General features: G+C 36.2%; 24 protein-coding genes and 1 riboswitch. Of the genes, 4 read left to right on the top strand and 20 right to left on the bottom strand.

Annotation, left to right across the window (positions count from 1 at the left end; translation table 11 throughout):
• Positions 1-6: 6 nt before the first annotated feature.
• Positions 7-156 (top strand): hypothetical protein, encoded by a 150-nt coding sequence (locus VEIS1202513_RS03500; RefSeq protein WP_024066213.1) that lies wholly within the window; start codon positions 7-9, stop codon positions 154-156.
• A 111-nt stretch (positions 157-267) separates the two neighbouring features.
• Here VEIS1202513_RS03500 and VEIS1202513_RS03505 read toward each other — a convergent pair whose 3' ends face one another.
• The 3 genes from VEIS1202513_RS03505 to VEIS1202513_RS03515 form a co-directional block, all read right to left on the bottom strand.
• The gene (locus VEIS1202513_RS03505; RefSeq protein ID WP_156719138.1) at positions 268-1,011 is read right to left on the bottom strand and encodes a DUF4241 domain-containing protein; all 744 of its coding nucleotides are present in this window, start codon (positions 1,009-1,011) and stop codon (positions 268-270) included.
• Position 1,012: 1 nt separating this feature from the next.
• A complete protein-coding gene (locus tag VEIS1202513_RS03510) occupies positions 1,013-1,921 on the bottom strand; it encodes an HAD family hydrolase (protein ID WP_213467839.1) in 909 nt (302 codons plus the stop codon).
• A gap of 139 nt (positions 1,922-2,060) precedes the next feature.
• The gene (locus VEIS1202513_RS03515; protein ID WP_213467840.1) at positions 2,061-2,999 is read right to left on the bottom strand and encodes a DUF1848 domain-containing protein; all 939 of its coding nucleotides are present in this window, start codon (positions 2,997-2,999) and stop codon (positions 2,061-2,063) included.
• Positions 3,000-3,145: 146 nt separating this feature from the next.
• Between VEIS1202513_RS03515 and VEIS1202513_RS03520 the strand changes: the two genes are divergently transcribed.
• Complete coding sequence (locus VEIS1202513_RS03520; RefSeq protein ID WP_213467841.1) at positions 3,146-3,895, top strand: class I SAM-dependent methyltransferase; 750 nt, start codon at positions 3,146-3,148, stop codon at positions 3,893-3,895.
• 67 nt (positions 3,896-3,962) lie between these two features.
• Entirely contained in the window at positions 3,963-4,382 is a 420-nt protein-coding gene (locus tag VEIS1202513_RS03525) for a hypothetical protein (protein WP_213467842.1), read from the top strand.
• A 90-nt stretch (positions 4,383-4,472) separates the two neighbouring features.
• On the opposite strand, the gene VEIS1202513_RS03530 is transcribed toward VEIS1202513_RS03525, so the two are convergent.
• The 12 genes from VEIS1202513_RS03530 to ribD all read right to left on the bottom strand — a co-directional run bounded on the left by VEIS1202513_RS03530 (position 4,473) and on the right by ribD (position 17,327).
• Positions 4,473-5,837: a phospholipase D-like domain-containing protein gene (locus VEIS1202513_RS03530; protein WP_213467843.1), complete on the bottom strand. Its 1,365-nt coding sequence runs from the start codon at positions 5,835-5,837 to the stop codon at positions 4,473-4,475.
• A 14-nt stretch (positions 5,838-5,851) separates the two neighbouring features.
• A complete protein-coding gene (locus VEIS1202513_RS03535; RefSeq protein ID WP_213467844.1) occupies positions 5,852-7,102 on the bottom strand; it encodes a DNA cytosine methyltransferase in 1,251 nt (416 codons plus the stop codon).
• Between the two features lie 92 nt (positions 7,103-7,194).
• Positions 7,195-7,857 carry a hypothetical protein gene (locus VEIS1202513_RS03540; protein WP_213467845.1) on the bottom strand — a complete coding sequence of 221 codons (663 nt, stop codon included), beginning with the start codon at positions 7,855-7,857 and terminating at the stop codon, positions 7,195-7,197.
• A 106-nt stretch (positions 7,858-7,963) separates the two neighbouring features.
• Positions 7,964-9,253 carry an amidohydrolase gene (locus VEIS1202513_RS03545; RefSeq protein WP_213467846.1) on the bottom strand — a complete coding sequence of 430 codons (1,290 nt, stop codon included), beginning with the start codon at positions 9,251-9,253 and terminating at the stop codon, positions 7,964-7,966.
• Positions 9,254-9,306: 53 nt separating this feature from the next.
• On the bottom strand, positions 9,307-10,551 hold the full coding sequence (locus VEIS1202513_RS03550; protein WP_129823035.1) for an adenosylhomocysteinase: 1,245 nt from the start codon (positions 10,549-10,551) through the stop codon (positions 9,307-9,309).
• 75 nt (positions 10,552-10,626) lie between these two features.
• A complete protein-coding gene (gene mtnA / locus VEIS1202513_RS03555; protein WP_213467847.1) occupies positions 10,627-11,691 on the bottom strand; it encodes an S-methyl-5-thioribose-1-phosphate isomerase in 1,065 nt (354 codons plus the stop codon).
• 42 nt (positions 11,692-11,733) lie between these two features.
• Positions 11,734-12,528, bottom strand: a complete 795-nt coding sequence (gene mtnP / locus VEIS1202513_RS03560) for an S-methyl-5'-thioadenosine phosphorylase (protein WP_213467848.1) — start codon at positions 12,526-12,528, stop codon at positions 11,734-11,736.
• 120 nt (positions 12,529-12,648) lie between these two features.
• The gene (gene hslO / locus VEIS1202513_RS03565; RefSeq protein WP_024066203.1) at positions 12,649-13,527 is read right to left on the bottom strand and encodes an Hsp33 family molecular chaperone HslO; all 879 of its coding nucleotides are present in this window, start codon (positions 13,525-13,527) and stop codon (positions 12,649-12,651) included.
• Positions 13,528-13,722: 195 nt separating this feature from the next.
• The gene (ribH, locus tag VEIS1202513_RS03570) at positions 13,723-14,184 is read right to left on the bottom strand and encodes a 6,7-dimethyl-8-ribityllumazine synthase (protein WP_213467849.1); all 462 of its coding nucleotides are present in this window, start codon (positions 14,182-14,184) and stop codon (positions 13,723-13,725) included.
• A 71-nt stretch (positions 14,185-14,255) separates the two neighbouring features.
• Entirely contained in the window at positions 14,256-15,458 is a 1,203-nt protein-coding gene (locus VEIS1202513_RS03575; RefSeq protein ID WP_213467850.1) for a bifunctional 3,4-dihydroxy-2-butanone-4-phosphate synthase/GTP cyclohydrolase II, read from the bottom strand.
• 17 nt (positions 15,459-15,475) lie between these two features.
• Positions 15,476-16,132 carry a riboflavin synthase gene (locus tag VEIS1202513_RS03580; protein WP_005386588.1) on the bottom strand — a complete coding sequence of 219 codons (657 nt, stop codon included), beginning with the start codon at positions 16,130-16,132 and terminating at the stop codon, positions 15,476-15,478.
• On the bottom strand, positions 16,113-17,327 hold the full coding sequence (gene ribD / locus VEIS1202513_RS03585) for a bifunctional diaminohydroxyphosphoribosylaminopyrimidine deaminase/5-amino-6-(5-phosphoribosylamino)uracil reductase RibD (protein WP_213467851.1): 1,215 nt from the start codon (positions 17,325-17,327) through the stop codon (positions 16,113-16,115). The genes VEIS1202513_RS03580 and ribD overlap by 20 nt, the downstream gene beginning before the upstream one ends.
• A 68-nt stretch (positions 17,328-17,395) precedes the next feature.
• Positions 17,396-17,511, bottom strand: a riboswitch (FMN riboswitch).
• A gap of 293 nt (positions 17,512-17,804) precedes the next feature.
• Here ribD and poxB point away from each other — a divergent pair.
• Positions 17,805-19,547 carry a ubiquinone-dependent pyruvate dehydrogenase gene (gene poxB / locus VEIS1202513_RS03590; RefSeq protein ID WP_213467852.1) on the top strand — a complete coding sequence of 581 codons (1,743 nt, stop codon included), beginning with the start codon at positions 17,805-17,807 and terminating at the stop codon, positions 19,545-19,547.
• A gap of 93 nt (positions 19,548-19,640) precedes the next feature.
• Here poxB and VEIS1202513_RS03595 read toward each other — a convergent pair whose 3' ends face one another.
• The 5 genes from VEIS1202513_RS03595 to holA form a co-directional block, all read right to left on the bottom strand.
• Entirely contained in the window at positions 19,641-20,099 is a 459-nt protein-coding gene (locus tag VEIS1202513_RS03595) for a hypothetical protein (RefSeq protein WP_213467853.1), read from the bottom strand.
• A 54-nt stretch (positions 20,100-20,153) separates the two neighbouring features.
• Positions 20,154-20,363 (bottom strand): hypothetical protein, encoded by a 210-nt coding sequence (locus VEIS1202513_RS03600; protein ID WP_213467854.1) that lies wholly within the window; start codon positions 20,361-20,363, stop codon positions 20,154-20,156.
• Positions 20,364-20,391: 28 nt separating this feature from the next.
• Positions 20,392-20,802: a hypothetical protein gene (locus VEIS1202513_RS03605; RefSeq protein WP_213467855.1), complete on the bottom strand. Its 411-nt coding sequence runs from the start codon at positions 20,800-20,802 to the stop codon at positions 20,392-20,394.
• 102 nt (positions 20,803-20,904) lie between these two features.
• Positions 20,905-24,696 (bottom strand): PolC-type DNA polymerase III, encoded by a 3,792-nt coding sequence (locus tag VEIS1202513_RS03610; protein ID WP_213467856.1) that lies wholly within the window; start codon positions 24,694-24,696, stop codon positions 20,905-20,907.
• Positions 24,697-24,698: 2 nt separating this feature from the next.
• Positions 24,699-25,676 carry a DNA polymerase III subunit delta gene (gene holA / locus VEIS1202513_RS03615; RefSeq protein WP_213467857.1) on the bottom strand — a complete coding sequence of 326 codons (978 nt, stop codon included), beginning with the start codon at positions 25,674-25,676 and terminating at the stop codon, positions 24,699-24,701.

The following is a 25,676-nucleotide window of genomic DNA, read 5'->3' on the forward strand; positions in this document are numbered from 1 at the left end:
TATTATATGTGCTGGTGTGATATTGTAAGTAAAGCTAAAATTGGCAGTTTAAAACATTTAGGTAATGGTATGGAAGGTTCTTTAAGATTTTTAGCAGAAATCATTGTAGGTCTTAGTATCCTTCGTGTATTCGTAAACTGGATTTTTGGCATTTAGACCTTACAATTAAACAGGAATATATAAAAGACGCTTAGTAATCTAAGCGTCTTTTTTAGTATGTTATTAAGTTATCGATCTTTATATATCTATATAAATCGCTAGATTATATTATTGATATGCTTCGCTGCAATCAATATATTCCATAATCAATTGGCAAATTTGACCATCTTTATCAAATGCCCAGTATACAGGGTATAAACCATCACCAAAGCCAGATTGAATCATTGGCACAGTCAATTCGGTTTCAGGAATTGTAAAGTTAATCCAGTCCCCTTTAGAGCGTTGGTATTGAGGATATGCCATAGCATTTAATTGGAATAAATCGCTATAGTAATCATCGTAAATGTTCTTATCCGGATAGTTAGTATGCCATTGATCGTAAAACTTTCTGTAGGTCTCAATTGTTTCAGCATCAACTACTGTAGCAAGACCAGAATCTACAGGGAATCCAATGTAGCTTTCACCATCATCAAGATCTGTTAAATCTTCTGTACCTTTTAATGCTAATTCATAATTCACAGGTTCATTACCACTAAAAAGAACGCGGCTTGCTACATAACGGTATTCATTAGGTTCCATTTCAATAATTTTTGTTTCCAACAAATACGTACCTGGTTCTACCGTTCTAATATATGTATCCGGTTTATTAGGTAGTGTCACCAAAGGATCACAGCATGTAATATGTCCTGTTGGAAATGTTACAGTCCACATAGGCAATGTATGCAATGGAAATCCTTTTAACTCTTTACGGTTAAATAAATCATGATATGGTACGGTAGGTTTTAATTTACCTTCAGAACCTAAACGATTAAATGCTTGAATCCATTCACTTGTTAATTTAGATTGATCCATGTTACTCCTCTGCTTCGTGTTTACAATGTACATACTCGCCTTCTAACACTTCGTAGGCTGCGGTTTTACGAATAATTTGTTTAACTAATGTATCTAACTTTGAACCATTTGTATAGTCTGCAGATGCATAATAACGTATGCGGTGATGACGCATCATCTTATACACCTTATCTTTATCCTTCTTAACAGGATCATAAACACCTATAGAATGACCACCATTAGCATTAACCAAGCTCATGCAAGGAATATCTGTATCACTATCCCCAATATATATCATGTTGCGAAACGGTACACGTTGATCTTCAGGCTTAACATAATCATTAACACCTGTGTCATTGATATCTAAAATTCCTTTTTGAATACGGAATAAAAACTGTGTTTTATTTGTATAGTTAATGGCTTGTGCAGGCCAAACTGCTACGCCTTTGTCGTCGAACATGAATGCACTGGCATAGATTTTGGTGAAAGCCCCCTCTTTCGCCATTTCAGTACCTTCTATCATCTCTTTTAAACCAGAAGATATGATGTAATGTTCAATGCGTACACCGTGTTCTAAACCATATTCACGAATACGCTCAAACCAAGTGCGAACACCTTCATATAGTTCCACTTGATTGCCATATTCCATAAGCTTTTCTCGAGTTACATAAAAACGGCCCACTGCTTCTTGAATCATCTTGTACATATACGCCAAATTATTATCCATATCATTTTTCTTAGCCAGTTGATTAGATTCTTGCCAGAACTGTTTGATTTGCTCTTCATCATAGCCAACAGATTGGATAAAGCCTTGTGCCTGCATATCATCAGGTGTTAAGGTCTTATCAAAATCATAACACATGGCAAGAACTGGCATAGATGATTCTAGTGATTGTAATGATGCTTTACTGTCAGTCTTATAGGTGATCATACTCCACCTCCTTGTAATAATACATAAACAATTAAAAGTAGTTTAACTCTCTTATATTCTTGAGGTGACCCAACCCCTTTTGTCTATATTTTACACGATGCGTCAATGCTATAGGCGTAAAAGCAAGTCATAATTCTCCTTAAAATAAAGAATCTTGTGTGTAATTTGTATCTACAATCCAGCTTTTTTCCGCACTTTCTTTAATAATTGCTGTTTTTGAAAGTTTTCCAATAAGCAAGCTAGAGTTCAGATCATGTAATAACCGATTTTGGCGAACTGCAGCCTGATTTGTATTGGCATAACAATAGCGACAAAAATGGCTACAAGTGTCATAGGCGCCTATATCACCATGTAAATAACAATTACACTCTGGTCTAGCTGGTGTACGTTTCGGTGCTTTTAATTTTACGTTCCAAGCACGTTCATAACAGTCTAGCGTAAAACAGCCCTCTGTATTAACACCTAATTCTTTGAAAATGTCCCCTTCTCCACAGGTTTTAAGTATCATCTGATGAGAATGCGCTATAGATACTAATTCTTTAATGATCTTCGTTTGAATATCTAAACTCGGTCTATAGCCTTCAGGAAAATTATGAGCTACCTTATCAAAGATATCTAAAAAACTAACGATAACTGTATCAGTATAGCCCTTTAAGAACTTTGCCATTTTATAAAAGCTTTCAAAATGAAAATCTATGGTATAGTCATTAGTTAAAATAATTGGATCATAGCGCCACACCATAGACTGAGGATTAAGCTCATTGGAAATATGTTTAAAACCATCTATTATAGACTCATATTGCGGTACATAGGGCTCAATATCACGTCCATAAGGTGTTATCGTCATATGCCAATATTGCCGATACTCTTTAATTTCATTTAGTAATGGTATAAAGGGCAAGGGATTTTTCGTACAAAAAGCAATGCCATCTACTACTTCGCGATTAATAGTATAACGCGTTACTTGTAGTGGATTATAAGGATTTCGAACGTCTACGAAACCTTCATGTATACGATTAATCAGCCATTGACCATAAAAGGCAGGTATATCTGTACGTTGTCCAGTTTGTAATATCATATCGCTGCCCTTTCATTAAACAAAATATAAAAATATTATAACATATCTATCCCTATGTCTTTATAATATAAATGTGATTTTTGCTGTATAGTTTATTCATATTTTATGGTACTATAAAGATTATAAAATATGAGGAGAACTAACGTATGAACGATATTTTTGAACAGAACCATCCTATGAAGGATGATAAAGAATTTATTACATCCTATTGGACAGATCGAGCTCATGATTTTGGAGCCTTACGAGCTAAAGAATTAGAGAGTCCTAAACTTAAATTATGGAGAGATGAACTAACGAGTCATATCTTTGATTCTGATCGCTCTTTACGTATTTTAGACATTGGTTGTGGTGCAGGCTTCTTTAGTATTATCCTCTCTCAACTAGGACATACAGTACACGGCATCGATATTACGCCTAATATGATAGACGAAGCAAATCAACTGGCAGAATCCCTTGATTGTGATGCTACCTTCTCCGTCATGGATGCCGAAAATCTTAGCTTTGACTCCAATACCTTTGATATCGTTGTAGCCCGCAATGTAACATGGAACTTACCACATCCAGATAAAGCCTATGCTGAATGGTTACGCATCATTCGTCCAGGCGGTTTAATCCTCAATTATGATGCGGAACATGCTCGCAATCACCATGACTTACCGCAATCTGTTCATCATGCCCACGAACACGTAAGTAATGATTTAAAAGAGCGGTGCCATACTATTTACCATATGCTTGAAATTTCATCCTTTACACGCCCTCAATGGGATAAAGAGCTACTTACAAAATTAGGTGCTAGCTCTGTTACTATCGATCCTACTGTAGGTCCACGTATTTACAGTGAAGAAGATGAATTTTATATTCCTGTACCTATGTTTTTAGTAAAAGCAATCAAATAATTTTACATTTAGTATACACTTCTGTATAATTATTCTCGTAAGGGGATGTTTTATAAGGAGACTAAATATGGCTCAAGCGGGAGATGTATTTGAAGTTGAATTAAAAGAATGTCATTTGGATTGGGGAAATGAAACAAGACATACTATGTCAAGAGCTTCACGATCTGGTGAGGGTTATATACCTATACCTTCATGTGATTCACGTAGAATAGGAATATATAACTCTAATAATTCTAATCAAGGATTAGGATATAATCAGTTCAATGTGACATCTGCAGATAACTTTTTTAATAATGAAACTAATGATATTATGCTAGCACAGGGATGTTCTGAAGCTGGAAGCCAATATGCAAAACAATTCTCTATCCAAAATAATTTACGACGATTAGGTGAATGGTATCAATATACTAATGCAAGACCAGGTGATATCGTTAGAGTTTCTTGGTTAAATTCTACTGATATAACTCTAGAATTAATTCACAATTAATACCTTTAGTATTTAAGGAAAAACATCCCCTTTCTTAATTTAATATTAATAAAAAAGTCATCAGATCATATTGATCTGATGACTTTTTTATTAAATATTATCGGACACTTCATTTTCCATAAAGTTTTCAAAAGAATTTACAGGTGCAATATCAATATAGTATGTAGAATAATCACCTTTTTCATGCCAAATCCTTACAGAATCAACATCTTTTTTTATTAACCAATCACGAGTAACAGGTACACGCTCATCTAGGCCTAATACATCTACTAATAACCATTGTCCTAAAGCAGATTGTCCATATGGATTACCCGTTAATGGATCAATTTCAGTTCTACTGCCAGATTGAAAAGCTTTATGTCTTTCTTGAGTTATAAGTGCAGGAATAGTCTTGCCATTTGGTAATACTAACTTAAATCTAATCTCTGGTTTATTTTCTTTGGCACCTTTATAACTAGATTGAGTCTCTTCAAAGTCAAAAATATTATTTATAAAGAAATGAGGATATCTTTTATGAAACTCTCTAGGAATTGGTATATAAACCTCGTTTAAAGGTCGTAATTTTGTAGAGCCTCTACTTTTTGGAGCCGCATTCCAAGCATTTAACCCTGACTTTGGTTCTACCTCTTTATGTTTATAGGAGTATAGTGGTAAATATGCTTCTTCATAAATTGTATCCTTAGCAATAAAGCTTGCTGTTGGAGCAATATGTTCTGGATCTAAAGCTCTAGCTATTTCTTCACATACATTATTAGGCTTTGATTTAAACTGATCATAAGCATTAATTAAGAAAGTAAACGGATCTTGTATAATATCAACCTTTATTTCATCTATAACAGTAGTATCAGGTTCATCTATACTAAAACATTGCCAAATTTGACTATCTCCATAAGTAAATTTATATTTTTTAATACCATCACTCCAACTTACTGAAGTTCCAATATCTTTTATATCTTTAATATTATCCAATTCAATCAATGGATATGCACACTCTTGTATAACTAATTTACCAGCATCTCTAGTAATATAGTGATATATATTTGATGACTCATTAAGTCCAAGTCTATTATAATCACTAATCATTCTTTTATTTTTTATTGTAGATATAGTGTATACTAAGTCAGCCAAGTTATTTTTATAACTCATTATTTCATCTTGATAGCGCTTTAACTGCATTACTTTTTGATAAGATGGAGTACTATGCATCCAAGTTTTCAAACCAATGCCTATTCGTTCGCTACCAAAAACAGATAATATATCATGAGGTGTATTCCCAATATCAACATTTTCACTTTTAAAAACCTTAGCATAAATTGTTTCCTGAAATTTAGAATCTAGATATGGAATAGGTTCACCTTGTTTTTGTCTGAATAGATTAGACATAGCACCATATACTGTAAGGAATTTTATATATTCATCCTGTTGTTCTTTTGTATATTTTTGCCAAACGGACATATACACCTCATAGATTATAAAGTAACAATAGAGTAAAACTCACCTTTTTTATTCTTACCCACAAAATTCAAATATTTTTCGTCAGAATAAATTTCGATATCTTGTTTCTCTTTTATTGTTCTACCTTTATTAACATTATCTACATAATTTTGTAGTTCAGTTATGGAATCTGAAGTATCAACTAAATAAGCCTCTCCATCATATCTACCATTCATATTTGTATATAATAAAGCATTAGATTTCAATCTTTTATTTCTAGCTTTATTTTTAATACTTAATGAATCAGCTATTTTTGCAGCTATCCGTTTTATAAGAGGAACAACTACACTATTACCAGCCTGTTTATATAGCTGACCATTAGAAACCTCTTTAGGCAGTTTAAAATCCTTTGGATATCCTTGTACATTAAATGTTTCTTTTGGTGTTAATTTTCTAATACGTTTATTATGGGTTAATATTAAAGGAACATTATGTCCGCCCATGCCCATATTAGCTGTTAAAGTAGGAACAACTCCACTTTTATTCTCCCGAACATATTGTCTTCGCCATTGATAAATGCTGGCAGAGCTTTTAATATTTTCTTCTAGTTCCTTATAAAATGTTGGATTTTTTTCAGCACTATAATAGAAGTATTCATCTTGTTCACCATCAAATTCAATTACATCCAATAATTTACTAGTTAGTTCAATCTCATCAGGGAATCTAAAGGAGTCAAATTGAGTTTTACTAAGAAACCCTACTATATAAATACGCTCTCTATTTTGAGGAATATTCCCATAATCTTTACCATTCAAAACTTTCCACTTTATATGATATCCAGTGGTAGTTAAAGCTTCTTTTATAACTTTAAAAGTTTTACCATGATCATGAGATACCATATTTTTTACATTTTCAATAAATATAGCTTTAGGTTTCTTTGCTTGGATTATTCGAAGTAATTCAAAAAATAAATCACCACGTTCATCCTTAAAGCCTTTTCTATAACCAGCAATACTAAAGGCTTGACAAGGAAACCCTCCAACTATTACATCTAAATTATCAGCTTTTATATCTTCAGGTTGTACAATATGTATATCTCGGTTATCTAAAAATGTCTCAGGAAAATTTAATCGATATGTAATATTCGCATTTTTATCAAATTCATTGGCATACACCACTCTGAACTTGTTGGTTTGTTCAAAACCCAACTCAATCCCACCGACACCACTAAAAAAAGCTGCTATTGCAAACTTATTAGTGTCTTTAGAACTTACAGAATCAGTCATGTATTTCATTCCTATCTATTTAAATTACAAAAAAGCAGAAATATATAGTATTTTATTTTGAATAATAAATACAACTTATCTACTATAAAATATTATTTCTTATTATCCTTGATGATAGAGTCATCAAAGCTATAGGTTGTTATAAATTTTGTTTTAGGATTTGCTGCATTGCCAATATCTTCTAAATATTTGTTAGAAGCTACTTGGAGATCCTTCTTATACGCATCAGCCAATGTTTGTAAGTTATTCGCATCGCTTAACCGTTTAAAGGTTTGATTCATAAATGTAATAGTATCTGTTTTTGAATCATAAACAAGATTAGTATTTGGTATGTCCCTAATATCCATCTTGATTGTATTTAAATTTGAGCTATCTGCGTTACCTATTACATCATTAGCACTCATTACGATTGTAAGGGCAGTAATATAATTTAGACGAGCTTCCTTTATATCCCCTACCATTTGGGTAGATTCTATAACAGGTCGCTTTTCAGGCGTCGTATATTGATAGTTATAAGCTTTCATATCAGCTGTATAAATCGTCTTACTATCGTTACGAGCCTTTACATTAAGCGTAAAAATTGGTGTATCTACAGCACTCACTACATTTTGAACGGTATAGCCTGAGTAAGCAATCCATTCCCCTTCAGGTCCTTTAGACTGAGAAGATGCACTATCACTACTACAACCAACCACCATCAATAAAGCAGCTAAGGCGATACAGAGTGAAAGGTATTGAAGTATTCTTTTTAGCATAGCAGTACCTCGCATACAAACCTATATTATATAAATACGAACCTAAATAGTACTACAATAGACAATAAGAAGTTAATCAATTATAGATATAGTTTTTACTAAAATATTAGTTACTGAAATACGCTTGAGCCTTAGTAATTTCTGCACGAAGTTTTTCTTCATCAATAGTAAGCAATACTTTGTCTTTCATAAGAACTTTGCCGCCTACAATCGTAGTATTTACGTCAGAGCTGTTTGCAGAGTATACAAGTGCCGCTAAATCGTTATAACGAGGCATCCAGTGCATACCAGATACGTCATATAGCACGATATCTGCACGATAGCCTTTCGATAATACACCAAGGTCAGTATAACCAAGAGCTTTCGCTCCTTCTACAGTACCCATATTCCAAGCTGCTTGTGCAGGAATGGCTTTAGGATCGTAGAGACGTGCTTTATGTAAGGTAGCAGCAAGGCGTACTTCTTCAAGCATGTCCGCATTATTATTAGAAGCAGAACCGTCTGTACCGAGACCAACAGTAATACCTTTAGTAATCATTTCAGGAACTGGTGCAATACCACTTGCTAATTTAAGGTTAGATTGTGGATTATGAGCAACAGCTACATTGTATTCTGCCATAATATCCATATCTTCGTCTGTTACATGAACACAGTGTGCAGCTAATGTAGTATTCCAGAATAACCCTAAATCATGCATATGAGCAATTGGTGTCTTACCAGTAGCTTTTATAACATTCTCTACTTCCCCTTTTGTTTCGGACAAGTGCATATGAATGCCACAATTTAGTTCATGAGATAAAGCGATAACCTTTTCCATATACGCATCTGGACAAGTATATGGTGCATGCGGTCCAAGTAATACCTTGATACGGTCATTATCAAAGCCATTCCATGTGCGGAATAAATCAGCATTTTCAACTAATGCTTGATCTGCTGTTGGGGATACACCTGCTAAGCCACGAGATAGTACGGCGCGAATACCAGTTTCTTTTACTACCTCAGCAGTAGTATTCATAAAGAAATACATATCGCTAAAGGTTGTTGTACCAGAACGCAACATTTCAGCGATGCCAAGTTGTGTGCCATACCGTACATATTCATCGTTAAGCTTTGCCTCAGTAGGCCAAATAGCCGTTTCTAGCCAGTCCATGAGCTCAAGATCATCTGCATAGTTTCTAAATAAACCCATTGCAATGTGCGTATGTGTATTAATAAGACCTGGAGTAGCCAATTGGCCTTTCCCATCTAATACACCCTTAGCAGACTCTTTAGCCTTTTCTACTTCACTATCCTTTACAATAGCAGTAATAAAACCATTTTCAATTACAATGGCATGATTCTTGAGAACGCCCTCATTAGTTAAGACGTCTACATTGGTAATCAATAAATCAGACATAAGCTTCCTCATAGGTATAACCGAGCTAAAATAGCTCGGTTATATTTGGTTAATTAATTTACTTTTGTTAGGTAATCGATTTGTTCTTGTGTTAAAGAATCTAAGTCGTAACCCATGGAGTTCAATTTAAGTTTTGCAATTTCCGCATCTAATTCATGAGGCAATACATATACTTTAGGTTCCATATCTTTACCATTATGTAAAATATGTTCTGCTGCAAGGGCTTGCATAGCAAAGGATAAGTCCATAATTTCTGCAGGATGACCATCACCAGCAGCAAGGTTTACTAGACGACCTTCAGCCAATACATAGAGTTTACGACCATCAGCCATAGTATAACCTTCGATGTTTTGACGAACTCGTTCATGACTTACTGCAAGTTCTGTAAGATCAGCTACGTTAACTTCACAATCAAAGTGACCAGCATTACACAAAATAGCTTTATCTTTCATTACTTCGTAATGTTCTTTCACGATTACATCTTTACAACCTGTTACAGTACAGAAAATATCCCCTACTTTAGCAGCTTCAATCATAGGCAATACTTTGAAACCATCGAATACAGCTTCAATAGCTTTGATTGGATCTACTTCTGTTACATATACATGAGCACCAAGGCCTTTTGCACGCATAGCAACGCCTTTACCACACCAACCATAACCAGCAACAACCACGTTTTTACCTGTTACTGTTAAGTTTGTAGTACGCATAATACCATCCCAAACGGATTGGCCTGTACCATAACGGTTATCAAAGAGATATTTACAGTAGGAATCGTTTACTGCAATCATAGGGAATGTCAATTGTTTAGCATTCTCTAATGCATATAGACGATGTACACCTGTTGTAGTTTCTTCACTACCACCTAACAAACGTTCTTTTGCATCTTGACGTGTTGTGTGTAACAAGTTTACCAAGTCACCACCATCATCGATAATAATGTGCGGTTTATGATCAAGAGCCTTGTTAAGGAAGTTGAAATATTCTTCCTCAGTACAATCATACCAAGCATATACAGTTAGGCCCATATCAACGAGACCTGCCGCTACATCATCTTGTGTAGATAATGGATTGGAACCAGTTACAATAACATCAGCGCCACCGCGTTTTAATACAGTAGCTAAATATGCTGTTTTTGCTTCCAAGTGAACACTTACAACAATAGTTTGACCTTTGAAAGTTTGTTCTGCTTCAAAACGATCGCCTAATGTATTCAATGTAGGCATAAAGTTAGAAACCCAATCAATTTTTTTACGGCCTTCTGCAGCTAAATTAATATCTTTAATTAAAGATTGCATAATAACTCCTTTTACTAATATGAGTTGATATAGTTAAAATAAAGATTTGATAGTAAACCCAATTGGATTTGTTTGTTATTTAGATTCTACAATTTGACGTAGCTTATCAATAGACTCTTCATAGTTTGGTTTTAAAACACCTTCTTCAGTAATGATAGCAGTCACTAGTTCATGTGGTGTAACATCGAAGGCTGGATTTAGTACATCAATACCATTAGGTGCTATTTGAACACCATGTAACGATGTCACTTCATAATCATCGCGCATCTCAATAGGAATATCGCTACCATTTTCTAAGGTAAAGTCAAATGTACTATACGGTGCCGCCACATAGAATGGAATGTTATGGAATTTAGCTAACACAGCCACACCATAAGTACCAATTTTATTTGCTACATCACCTTTAGTAGTGATGCGGTCTGCGCCTACGATAACTGCATCAATAAGGCCATGCTGCATCGCATAAGCAGCCATATTATCTGTTTCCAATGTTACAGGAATGCCATCCTCATGTAGCTCAAATGCAGTAAGTCTAGCACCTTGCAATAATGGTCGTGTTTCATCTGCATATACGCGTTCTAATTGTCCATTTTCATGTAATTTACGGACAACACCAAGTGCTGTTCCTAGACCACCGGTAGCTAATGCACCAGCATTACAATGGGTTAAGATACGAATATTCTTTTGACCTTCAAATAAAGTTGCCCCTGCTTCTGACATACGGCGATTCAAAGATACGTCTTCTTCATGAATAATAATGGCTTCTTTCGTAATGAGGTCTACCACATCACTCATAGAGGACATGCTTTCAACTTGATCTTTTACTAAAGAAATCACCCGATCTACGGCCCAAGCTAAGTTAATTGCTGTAGGACGAGTTTCTTTTAAAGTCTCGCTAAATTCATATAAACTTGTAAGTTGTTCACTAAATGGAGCATCCAAACGACCTGCTTCCATAGCAGCTAGAATAAGACCATAACTAGCAGCTACACCAATAGCAGGTGCGCCACGAACGCGAAGCATTTTAATAGCTTCGGCTACTTGGCGCCAATCCGTGCAGTGAACATAAGTAATTTCAGTAGGTAATTTAGTTTGATCTAATAGCACCAGCGTATCTTTACGCCATTCAATATTAATCATACATTCTCCTTCGATGAACTATTGCGTATCGTTATGAATAGATTATAGTTTAAAGCCACCATATTCATGCATGCGATTATGCGCATCATAACGAGCATCTACATCGATTACATCAATAGCACCTAAAATGAGAGCTTTAAGCTGAGCTGCCATCTCGCCCATCATTTCTACCACTTCACTATGTGTTAGAGCAGATTCAGAAATACCTGCAGCATAGTTGGTAATCATAGAAATCGTAGCATATGCCATTTCAGCTTCATTAGCTAAATTTACTTCAGGTACATTTGTCATGCCTACCGTATCCCCACCAAGCATATGGAACATTTTAATTTCCGCTGGTGTTTCAAAGCGTGGACCTTCTGTACATACATAAGTACCACCATTGTGAACAGACAAACCTTGTTCAGTACCAACCTTTTGAAGGATATCACGTAGTTCTGGACAATACGGATTTGTTACATCCAAGTGTGCTACTGGACGGTCACCACCTTCATAGAATGTAGTGATGCGGTTTTTAGTAAAATCTAAGAACTGATCAGTCAAAACGAAATGACCTGGTTTAAAGTTTTCATTTAAAGAGCCTACAGCTGTTGTAGAGATAATAAATGTAACGCCTAATTTTTTGAGGCCCCAAATATTAGCACGATAGTTAATTTTGTGTGGAGGAATTGTATGATCTTTGCCGTGACGAGCAACAAAGATTACTGTTTTCCCATGGTATGTACCTTGTACATAATCTATTTCACCATATGGTGTCATTAAGGATTCTTCATGAATATTTTCAAAGATGGACGGATCATAAACACCAGTACCACCAATTATGCCAATTGCACTCATTGTGACCTCCTATTATTAATAACTCTTATCTTTTATTTTCTCATAGAATACAAAAACAGGCTATAGGAAAAACCATATAGCCTGTAATTTTTATAAAGGTTATTTAATTCTTAATAGTAATTATTGTAAAGGACCTTTTGGTTCGAACATATCTTGTAGTTCTTCACGACTAAAATGATACTTTTCATTACAGTAATGGCATACAAGTTCTGTTACTTCATCTTCCAAAATAGCCTGTTTATCTTCTTCTCTTAATGTCATAAGTACGGCACCAAAGCGATCGCGTCCACAACGACATTGGAAGTGAATTGGTTCATTATATACTTCATTCACAGTCAAGCCATCAAGAACGCGTTCCATAAGGCCCTTACCATCTGGATGAGCTTTTAAATATTCTGTAATAGGACCAAGTTCGTTAATATTCTTTTCTACTTGTGCTAATGCTTCGTCTGTAGCATCTGGTAAAGCTTGTACGATAAAGCCACCAGCTACAACTGTATGATAATCTGGGTCTACCAATACACCTAAGCTAATAGTAGAAGGTACTTGTTCAGAAGCATATAAATAGTAAGCCAAATCCTCTGCTACTTCACCACTTTGAATTGGACTTGTAGAGGTATAATCTTGTGCTAGTTGAGTAAAGCGGGTAACTTGTACTTCACCATTATGTCCAACAGCAGCACCTACATCAAGCTTACCAGCTCGTTTTAAAGGTACATCTACATGGGGCTCATCCACATAGCCACGAACCGTATTATCTGCAAAAGCATCTACATGCACAACGCCTAGAGGGCCATCACCTTTAATACGCAAACTTACATTTTCATGATTTTTAAAATCACCAGCTAATAATATAGCCCCCGTCATAGCGCGACCTAAAGCAGCCGTTGCGACAGGCCATAAATCATGACGTACCCGAGCCGTTTCAACAGTATCCGTTGTTACCGCTAAAGACATACGTACCCCTTCTCGGGTAGTAAAACGTTTTATATAATCCATTCTATCATTCCTTATTAGTAATTAAAGTTTAAAACGCACTTATAAGTGCTTATATAGTATATCATGTCATAGAATTACATTTCAAATTATAGAGAATATATGTTCGTCTAGATTCCTTTCAATGTAAAAGAACATATTTTCGATATTATAAAAACACCCAGTACCATAGGATACTGAGTGTTTTTAATAGTCTTCTTAGAATTGATCGATAAGATTAACCATTTCGATAGCGCCCATAGCACAATCGTAACCCTTATTGCCAGCCTTAGTACCAGCACGTTCAATCGCTTGTTCAATATTTTCAGTAGTTACTACACCGAACATAACAGGAATACCTGTTTCTAAAGAAACATGAGCAATACCTTTAGCTACTTCATTACATACATAGTCATAATGAGTAGTAGCACCACGAATTACGGCACCAACGCAAATAACTGCATCATATTTACCAGATAAAGCCGCTTTTTTAGCAATCAAAGGAATTTCATAAGCACCAGGAACCCAGATTACAGTGATATCTTCTTGTTTAACGTCGTGACGAAGTAAGCAGTCTTCAGCGCCACCAATTAATTTAGATGTAATGAACTCGTTAAAACGAGAACCAATAATAGCAAATTTTTTACCAGTACCTAATAAGTTACCTTCTTGAACCATCATGATAATGACCTCCTATATTCCATTTAGGAATTGTATATGTAACGATTGAGTAATACGCTAACAGATGACTATTAGTCATCTAACATATGACCCATTTTTTCTTCTTTTGTTTTCAAGTAACCTGCGTTGAATTTGTTTGCCGCAATGATGAGCGGTACACGACTAGTTACATCGATACCCCAATGTTCTAAGCCATGGCGTTTTTCAGGATTATTCGTTAACAAGCGAATGCTCTTAATCCCTAAGAAACGAATGATTTGCGCTGCTAAGGAGTATTCACGCATATCTGCAGGGAAACCTAATTGTTCATTAGCCTCTACAGTATCTAAACCTTGCTCTTGTAAAGCATAGGCTTTAATTTTATTTGTTAAACCGATACCACGGCCTTCTTGGCGCATATATACTACAACGCCTTTACCTTCTTTTTCGATGGCACGTAACGCATGATCTAATTGCTCACCACAGTCACAACGTTTAGAACCGAATACATCACCTGTTAAACATTCAGAGTGAATACGTACAAGAACATCGTCACAGTTTTGTACGTTACCTTTAACAATAGCTAAATGTTCTTTATGATCTAAATCGTTTTTAAATACAAAGATATTAAAGTCACCAAATTTAGTAGGTAATTTAGAACAAGCACCAAGATCAACCATGTCTTCATGCAGTTTACGGTATTCAATAAGCTCTGCTACGGAAGCAATTTTCAAATCATGCTCTTTCGCAAACTCTATGAGATCTGGCAAACGAGCCATATCGCCATCGTCTTTTGTGATTTCACAAATAACAGCTGCCTCTTGTAGACCTGCCAAGCGGCAAAGATCGATAGATGCTTCTGTATGGCCTTGGCGTACTAAAACGCCACCCTCTTTATATACTAGAGGGAATACGTGACCAGGACGACGGAAGTCTTCTGGTTTAGCATTAGGATCTAATAATTTTTGAATTGTATACGCACGTTCTGCTGGAGATACGCCTGTTGTAGTATCTACATGGTCAACAGTAACGGTAAAAGCAGTTTCATGATTGTCTGTATTTTTAGCAACCATTGCTGGAATACCAAGCTTTTCTAATGCTTCGCGACGCATTGGTGTACATACGATACCTCGCGCGTATTTAACCATAAAATTAATATTTTCTTGTGTAGCAAACTCTGCAGCGATGATAAGATCGCCTTCGTTTTCACGGCTTTCATCATCAACGATAATAACAGGTTTACCAGCTTTAAGGTCTTGTAAGACCTCTTCAATTGAATGTAATTGTTCGCTCATAGGAACGCTCCTTACTTTTATATAAATCCATTCTCTACTAAGAGGGATTGCATAGATTTCTTAGGTTTTTCTTCGGTAGGTTCACTACCGAGATTCATAAAATGACGAATATATCGACCAGCGATATCCGTTTCTAAATTAACCTCTGTACCGATATGAGCAGAACCTAAAATAGTTTCGCCCAAGGTATGAGGAATGATAGATACGGAAAAACTGCTGTCCGTTCGTCGCATAATTGTGAGGCTAATACCATCGATGGTAATAGAGCCCTTATAAATAACGTAATCCATGACGGATTTCGGGGCCTCTACGGTAAAGATAATGGCATTATCCGTTTGTTCCCGATTAATGATGCGGCCCGTCCCATCTACGTGACCTGCCACAATGTGACCACCAAATCTACCGTTGGCGAGCATAGCACGCTCTAAGTTGACTGGTTGATGAACTTTCAAATTTGTAAAAGTAGTCATCTTGATTGACTCAGGCATAACATCAGCTGTAAATACGCCATTACCAATCGTTGTAGCCGTCAAGCATACACCATTAACAGCAACAGAGTCACCAATTTTTAAATCACTAAATATTTTATTCCCCCGAATTGTAATAGCCAAGGATTTAGGGCCCTTTTTAATGCTCTCTACACGGCCGATTTCTTCAACGATTCCCGTGAACATAAGCGCCCCTCCTTCCTTGACGATACGCTTCGATGCGAATGTTATTATCTAATACTTTAGTTTTTGTAAAAGTTAACTGTGGAGAAGATTCTAAACTTTCAAAGCCACGGCCACCTACAGCAGGTGTAGCCTCTGTTCCACCGATTATAGTATTACCAATATAAGTAACAACCTTATCAAAGTTCAATGTTTCTACAAATGAACTTATAATGGCAGAGCCACCTTCAACTAATACTGAAGTATAACCAAAATCGCCCAACTTCGTAAGAATATCATCAATAGATAGTTTTTTAATATCTATTACGATATCTGTACTTTTACTTTTACGAGTAGATACTGATTCAACAACAGTAACAAGAGCCCCTACTTGTTCCAGCGCCTGTATTCGTTCTTTAGGACAGCCTTTCGATACAAATATATGTACCTTGCGAGTATCTATTTCAAATATACGACTTGTGGTAGGTGTTCTACCTAGACTATCTAAGATGATTACATCAGGCTGATGAACATGAATCGGTTCATCAAGTATGCTTGTATCTAATAAAGCCTCTGATAATTCAGTGTCAGTTAAACGACAGTTTAATTGAGGATTATCGGCCAAAATTGTACCGATACCAACGAGCATGGCATCATGAGTAGCACGCAGTATATGTCCATCTCGGCGGGAGGACTCATTCGTAATCCATTGGGATTGACCAGTAAAAGTCGCAATCTTACCATCAAGGGACATAGCACTTTTAATAGTTACAAAAGGTTTACCTGTCTGTATATATGTAAAGAAATGCTCATTTAGTTCAGCACATTCCTCACTACATACGGGGCAAACAACCTCTATGCCTGCTTCACGGAGTAAATCCATACCCTTTCCCGATACTAGTGGATTAGGATCTGTACTCCCTAGAACGACCTTAGCTATGCCAGCCTCGATAATACGCAGCGCACAAGGTGGAGTTTTACCATAATGAGAGCATGGCTCTAAGGTTACATATAAAGTAGCACCCTTAGCATTATCACCAGCTTGGTTTAAGGCATGAACCTCAGCATGAGCCGTACCAGCCTTATGATGATAACCTTCACCGATTATTATATTGTCTTTAACCACTACGGCACCAACCAAAGGATTTGGCGAGGTGTGACCTGTGGCTAATTTTGCCAGTGCAATGGCGCGTTTCATATATGCTACGTCATCCACCATATCACCTCAATAAAAAAAGGACTATATACATAGTCCTTGGGTAATCATAAATACGCACGTCAAATGTGCTTCGTCTTTTCTCATCCAGACTGTACTGTCGGTATCGGAATTGCACCGATTCATACCTAAAAGGTTCGCGGACTATACCGCCGGTAAGGAATTTCACCTATCCCCAAAGACTCATCTATTTTGTTTCTGAATTAATAGTAACACTTTTATTAACGTTATGCAACAATAAGAGTTTTGTATTGAGAAATATTGTTAAAAAGTAAAGAAGGAATAAAATATATATTATTATAGTTCAATATATAATAGATTAAAAATTTATTAATCATAACAATATAAACATATATAAATTATGTATACATAAAATAGTAACATTTATCACATAATTACACTACAAAGAGGTCTAATATAATAATATATGGTTTTATAACAATATTTAATTGATATTATTTATTAAATATAGGTGATAATATGGCAAAAAAAAGAATTTCTGATGTACTGATAGATGTCTTAGCCAATGCGGGCATCGAACGCATTTATGGTATCACTGGCGATAGTTTAAACTCTGTAAACGATAGTTTACGTCGCAATGGTAAGATTGCTTTTGAACATGTTAGACATGAAGAAACAGCAGCCTTTGCTGCAGGTGCAGAAGCTTCTTTAACTGGAAAACTTACAGTTTGTGCAGGTAGTTCTGGTCCTGGTAATTTACATTTGATCAACGGTCTCTTCGATTGTCATCGCAATCGTGTTCCAGTATTGGCTATTGCGTCTCATATTCCACAATCTGAAGTAGGCTTAAATTACTTCCAAGAAACACATCCAGAAAACTTATTCAAAGAATGCTCTTGTTTCTGTGAACTCGTTTCCAATCCAAAACAAATGCCGGAAATTCTTTTCCGTGCTATGAATGCAGCAGTTGGTAATCAAGATGTTGCTGTTATCGTCCTTCCTGGCGATGTAGCAGTAATGGAAACAGAAATTGATGAATTACCAGTATGGCACCACCCTCGCTTACCTCATATCGTTCCACAACGGGAAGATATCGAAGAAATGGCTGCTCATTTAGAAAAAGGTGAACGCATTACCCTCTTCTGTGGTGCAGGTTGTGAAGGTGCACATGATGAGGTCGTAGAATTAGCAAAACGCTTACAAGCTCCTGTAGTACATGCCTTCAGAGGTAAAGAATGGGTTGAATGGGATAACCCATATGATGTAGGTATGACAGGCCTATTAGGCTATACATCTGGTTATCGTGCTATTGAGCACTGCGATACACTCATTATGCTTGGTACAGACTTCCCTTACCGTCCATTCTATCCGGAAAATGCAAAAGTAATTCAAGTTGATAGAGATCCTAGTGCATTAGGTCGCCGTGTACCTCTTACACAAGGGATTATTGGTACAGTAAAAGATACATTAAAAGAGTTGTTACCTCTCGTAGGCCAACGTGAAAATACTGAATTTATTGATACAATACGCAAGGAATATACAAAATTCAGAGAGAATTTGGATAGCTATGCTGCGGCTGAACCAGATGGTGTAGCAATTCATCCACAATATTTCGTTAATCGTTTGAATAAGCTAGCAAGTGAAGATGCCATCTTCACTTTTGACGTAGGTACTCCAGTTATCTGGACTGCCCGTCACTTAAAAACAAATGGTAAACGCCGTATCTTAGGTTCCTATAACCATGGTTCTATGGCCAATGCTATGATGCATGCCATCGGTGCACAAAATGCATGTCCAAACCGTCAAGTCATTTCCCTCTCTGGTGATGGTGGTTTCACAATGATGATGGGTGAAATGTTAACATTAAAACAACTTAACTTACCTGTTAAAATCTTTGTATTTAACAACGAAGAACTTAGCTTTATCGCCATGGAAATGAAAGCCTCTGGCTACCTAGACTATGCTACGGACTTTGTAAATCCAGACTTCGGTAAACTTGCAGAAGCGGCTGGTATTAAAGGTGTAAGCATTCAAAATTCTAGTGAAGTAGACGAAAAAATTATGGAGGCTCTTAACCATAATGGTCCTGTTATCGTCAATGTTCGCGTAGATAAACAAGAACTTGCTATGCCTCCTAAAATTGCATACCAACAAGCTAAAGGCTTCAGTAAATACTTGATCAATGCAATCCTTGATGGCCGTGGTACAGAACTTAAAGAAATGGCCAAAACAAACTGGATGAAATATAAATCTCTATACTAATATTGCCAAATATTCAAAATCTGCCAAAATACATAAACTGCAAAACTTTCAAAAAAGAGGTGTCATCAAATGATGACACCTTTTTTTCTTAGTTTAATCATATATTGTTATAAAACCTTCAGTCCATCCCCTTAAATTAAGAGTAATAGTAGCTATTCCTAAACACTCTATGCCATGTACTTTAAATATATCCCAGGTTTTATACCACTCTATTGCTTTCTCTGCATATTTTAAAGTACTAAATAAACCTATGTATCCTGAACATGTATAATAATCATCTATATCGTAATCATACCAAACACCATAAATTTTGTTATTTACTATTTCATAGTTAATATCCTCACCTATATGAGCACAATCATTTAAATAGTGAGTTGTTATAGAAAAGGAATCATCATTTAACTCAGAAAATCCAGATAATATTTTAGAATCAACTAAAGCCTTTTCAGCTAAAGATAACTTGGAAAAAAAGCCTAAGCCAAAATACTCTGTATAAGGTAACGTCTCATTCCTTTTATAATGTGCTACAGCTTCATATATCGGAACTCTCATAATTCACCAACTTGCAATAATATAAACACAATAAATATCAAACTTTAATTATTTTTATCTATAATAATCATCTTCGTAATCGTCTTTATACCGTATTGCATCTAGATCTGATGGAGATAATATATTTCCTTCTTCATCAACATATTCTCGGAATTCGTTAAAATATACACCTGGAATATCGGATTCTTCTAACTCAGGCACATCCTCAGGCTCAATATCCCAAAATTCTATTTCCACAGATTGATTTTTAGGCTTATTTATCATTTCCTAACACTCCCTTTATCAGAAAAATCTACTTAAATAAAAGAAAATTAACAAAAGTATTGAGTACAATAATAAAGATAATTCGACTATAGATATTTAATCTACTAATAACATCAGTTAATTTATAAGGCATATTGGTTTCTTTATTAATCTCTTTATTTACAATCTTCTTCAAATAAACCAATTTAAGCATTTCGGATATAGATACTAAGAATAGAACTATAGCAAATATTTTATTACTATAATCAGCAAAAATTAAACCTAAATAAATTACTAAAACTTGGAAGATTTGTATAAATAAAAAAGATTTACTTCTTTTAAAAGAAGCAGATACAAAATATATTTCTTTTGATTTAGCTAGAACTACTACTGTAATAACAGCCGTTAATGTTAAAAAAAAATCATTTTCTCCTCGTAGTATAGTTATAGTGGGTAACATTATTAATTATTAATTGTATTTTAGCAAAATATAGAAAAATAAGCACTATATCCACTTTTAGGTATAGTGCTTACTTTGTATTTAAGTATAACTAGTATTTTATTATGCCCCAAAGAGTGACATTTGTTCGTCTTCAGGTAGTTCACCACAACATTTAAGTTCTTTCATAAGATCAATGATGGTGTTAGATACTTTACAACGACGTTGCAAGTCTTTTAGAGATGTAAACGGACGTTCTTCTCGTTCAGCTACGATAGCATCAGCTACTGTTTCACCTAGGGAATCAATAGCCAAGAATGGCGGCAATAGAGCACCATCTTTAATGCTAAAGCGTCTTGCTTCGGAGTGTTGAATATCTACATTAACAAAACGATAACCACGTTGGTACATTTCCATAGATACTTCTAAGGCACTCATAAGGTCCTTATCTTTAGGACTGGCGGCGCGATCAAGAGCTTTAATACGATTGAACTCAGTCATTTGCGTTTTAAGGTCTCCTGTCATAATGCGCAAATCAAAGGCCTTGGCACGAATGGAGAAGTAGGCAGCATAGAATGCCAATGGATGGTATACCTTAAACCAGGCGATACGGAATGCCATCATTACATAAGCTACCGCATGGGCCCGTGGGAATAAATAGGAAATCTTTTTACAAGATTCAATGAACCATTCAGGAATATTATTTTCCCGCATTTCAGCTTCAAATTCCGTAGTAGCTTGACCTTGTTTATTCCGTTTTTCAATGCCCTTCCCTTTACGTACATTCTCCATAACGAAGAAGCTATGCTTTCGATCCATACCGCGATGAATCAAGAAGTTCATTACGTCGTCACGGGTAGAGATGGCTTCGTTCAATTTACAAGTACCATTTTTAATGAGGTCTTGCGCATTATCGAGCCATACGTTTGTACCATGAGAAAAACCAGAGATACGAACCAGGTCAGAGAATGTTTGAGGACGAGAGTCTTCAAGCATGCCCCGTACAAATTTCGTACCACATTCTGGCACAGCCAAGCTAGCTACTTGGTCACCTTGTAATTGCTCAGGTGTTAAGCCAATACCCTCTGTAGAGGAGAATAGACTTAAAGTGCGAGGATCATCGAACGGTATAGTTTTAGCATCTATACCTGTCAAATCCTCTAGCATACGAATGATAGTCGGATCATCATGCCCCAAGATATCAAGCTTAGTCATACGGCCTTCGATGGAGTGATAGTCAAAGTGTGTTGTTAATACACCACTTTCCTTCTTATTCGCTGGATGTTGTATAGGTGTAAAGTGATGCACATCCATATCGCGAGGACATACCATGATACCGCCAGGATGTTGGCCAGTAGTATTTTTAACATTGGTAAAGCCTTTTGCCAAATGTTCAAAGAAACCACTACGAGCTTGAATATCTCGAATTTCGGCGTATTTTTTAACATAACCAAATGCTGTTTTATCCGCAATAGTACCGATGGTACCCGCTTTAAATACATTATCACGTCCAAATAGTTCTTCCGTATACTTGTGTGCCTTTGCTTGGTAATCACCGGAGAAGTTAAGGTCGATATCTGGAACCTTATCACCTTCGAAACCAAGGAAGATGGCAAACGGAATATCATGGCCATTTGTTTGCAGCGCATGACCACACTCTGGACAATCTTTACGTGGTAAGTCAAAACCACCTGCATATTCGCCCTTTTCAAAGAATTCAGAATGCTTACAATTAGGGCATACATAATGTGGCGGTAATGGATTTACCTCTGTAATTTCAGACATGGTTGCTGCAAAGGAAGAACCTACAGAACCACGAGAACCTACAAGATACCCATCATCAAGTGATTTTTTTACTAGCTTATGAGCAATGTAATACAATACACCATAGCCATTGGAGATAATACAGTCTAGTTCATAATCAAGTCGCTCTTGTACTACGCGAGGCAATGGATCACCATAAATGGCTTTCGCATTTCTATAACACATTTCTGTGAAAGCTTCATCAGCACCTTCGATCTTTGGTGAATATGTGCCATCTGGAACTGGTTTAATATCTTCAATGCTATCATTAATTGCACGAGTATTAGTAACAACTACTTCATAGGCCTTTTCTTCACTTAAGTAAGGGAAGGATGCCAACATTTCATCGGTGGTACGTAAATGTAAATCTGGTTGTTCATCTGCATCTGGATAACCACAGGCAGTCAACATGATTTCACGGTAAATCTTTTCTTCTGGTGTTAAATAGTGAACGTCACACGTTGCACAAACAGGCTTATTTAATGCATCCCCTAATTCAATAACCGTTTTGTTCATATCGATAAGGGCTTGCTCATCTGGCATAAGTCCTTTACGAACCAAGAACATATTATTTGTATGTGGCTGAATTTCAAGATAGTCATAGAAAGATGCAATCTCTAATAGTTCTTCCTTTGTAGCGCCACGAACAATGGATTGCATAAGTTCACCAGCTTCACAAGCAGAACCGATAATAATGCCTTCACGATGTTCTTCAATAACAGAACGAGGCAAACGAGGACGTACCTTATAGTGTTCAAGGTGAGAAATAGATATCATCTTGTACAGATTGCGCAAACCTACCATATTTTTAGCTAATAAGATAATATGGTAACGTTTATCTTTTTCTTTTTTCTTCTTCTTATCTACTACAGGCTCTTCATCACGAGCAACAATTTCATCATCAATAAGATAACCTTCTACACCGTAGATAACCTTAACGCCCAACTCTTTACCAAGAGCTTGAGCTTCTGGAAAGGCTTGTACAACGCCGTGATCTGTAATAGCTACCGCAGGATGACCCCATTTTTTTACTGTTTTAAATAGATCTTTAACAGATACAAGGGCATCCTTATCACTCATCTTAGTATGCAAGTGAAGCTCTACACGGGAGTCTGAACGGTTTTCAGTGCGCTCCACGCTATTAGTTTCCATAGCTTCAATGCTTCGAATAGATAAGATATAATCCTTATCAAATCGATCATCAAAGCTGACGCTACCTTGTACGCGTACACGTTGCAAACCTTTTAACTGTTTAAGTAACGCATCCCCTTCTTCAGGGCTGTTCGTAAACTTGATGAATTTGATACTATTCGTATCGTCTACGATGCTGCCGTTAACGATACTTTTACCAGTCTTAGTATCACGTTTATCTAGACCAACAAATACACCTTCAAAAATAACACTAGGCGTATCTAAAGTACCCATAATTTTAGAGGTAACTCCCTCAATTTTAGGTCCTAAAATCATGCCTTCATCAGTAGGAGCATCCTTTGGGGCACGACGAGGGTATTTACTATCTCCTTCACTACCTTTAGCAGTAGATTTTGTAGTACTTTTAGGTGCAAAACCTTTACTTGCTTTAGGTGTACTGCTCACAGATGCGACAGTATCACTATTGCTAGATGCGGCAACCGTTTGATTAGAGCGAGATACAACAACAGGACTATTATTGAAATAGCCTAACTCAACAGCCTCTACAAATGGAGCAAAATCATCCTCATCTACATCATCATATTCATCTTCTTGGTCATAACCCGCGAAAGACTTGCCTCTAGGTGCTTGTTTTTTAGCCTCTTCAGCCTCACGTTGCGCTTCAGCCGCTTCAATCCATTCACCAGCACCACAGCCGCCACCATAATAATAGGTATCTAAACCTTCCCCTGTTTCCGTATCTACCTTCCAAGCGAAGCAACAAGCTGTATCTGTATTCGTTGGAATATCATCAAAGGAAATATTTTTTTCCTTATACCATGCAGATAATCTTTCACGCAAACTAAGCAATGTAGAAAACGCAGAGTCTGCAGCCTGTATCGTCACATGTTGGCTATGACAGTTTACATAGAAGGATGATTTCTTATTCTGTTTTGGTACAACACGATAACGTACTTTCATTTTTATCCTTTATACCCACAATAGGTAATACATAAATCTCTAAATCGCCAAATATCGCCCTTGCTGCTACGGCTATCCAAAATAATCTCATACAAACCTTTTAATAAAGCTCGTAATGCTTTCGTAGAAATCCGAGAGCTCGCTTCATAAGCAAGTTTGATTGGATACGGTTTAAATGACGAATCATGGTCCTTACATAAGTTTTGTATGGCTTGAACAGACATTCCCGCTTGTCGACATTCACTGACTAGTAGCTGTAAACGTAATTGCCCCTCAATATAGCTCATAGCACGATCTAATTCTTTATAGCCGAACATAAATGGAAATAATTCAAGCAATGTATCTATATCTCGTTTCAACAAAGCCTCTTTAAAGGTGAAAATATTTTTAGCACCATAGTCACTGCCATTTTCTTCTAGGAATTCTTTGGTAATGACTTTTTCCCCTGTAATTTGCAAGAAATAACGGTCAAATTCGGTTCTCATAAAAGAAACTGGTACATCTTGCCACAAATCGATGAGATGAGCCACATATTCTTGTGCATCAGGAGTCATTTTAAATCCATTAGATGTACAATATTGACGAATCCACATCACTAGGTCAGCCCCTTCAAGACGCTTACATTGATGATTTGGTATTTTATCTAAAATTTCTTTATTCTGTTTGATTCGTTTATCAATCATATCATGATAAATCAAAACGATGGGATTATCCCCATTATATTCCATAAGGAGTTCATATAATGGAATCCAGGCATCACTATTTTTACCGCTTTTACGAATAATAGGCAAGTTAACTAAACAGAATACCTTTTGATCCCCAAAGAGAGAATCTTCACATAGTTTTTCACTTATCTTCTGTGGCCCAGCTTCATCATCTAATACGGTCACTGGAAGGTCAGGATAGGCACTAAGAAACTTGCGTTTTTCTTCTTCAATTAATTGTGGCTCATCGCCATAGATGAGTTTAATTTCAGCCAT

The sequence above is a fragment of the Veillonella orientalis genome (assembly GCF_018406505.1).
Lineage (GTDB): Bacteria > Bacillota > Negativicutes > Veillonellales > Veillonellaceae > Veillonella > Veillonella nakazawae.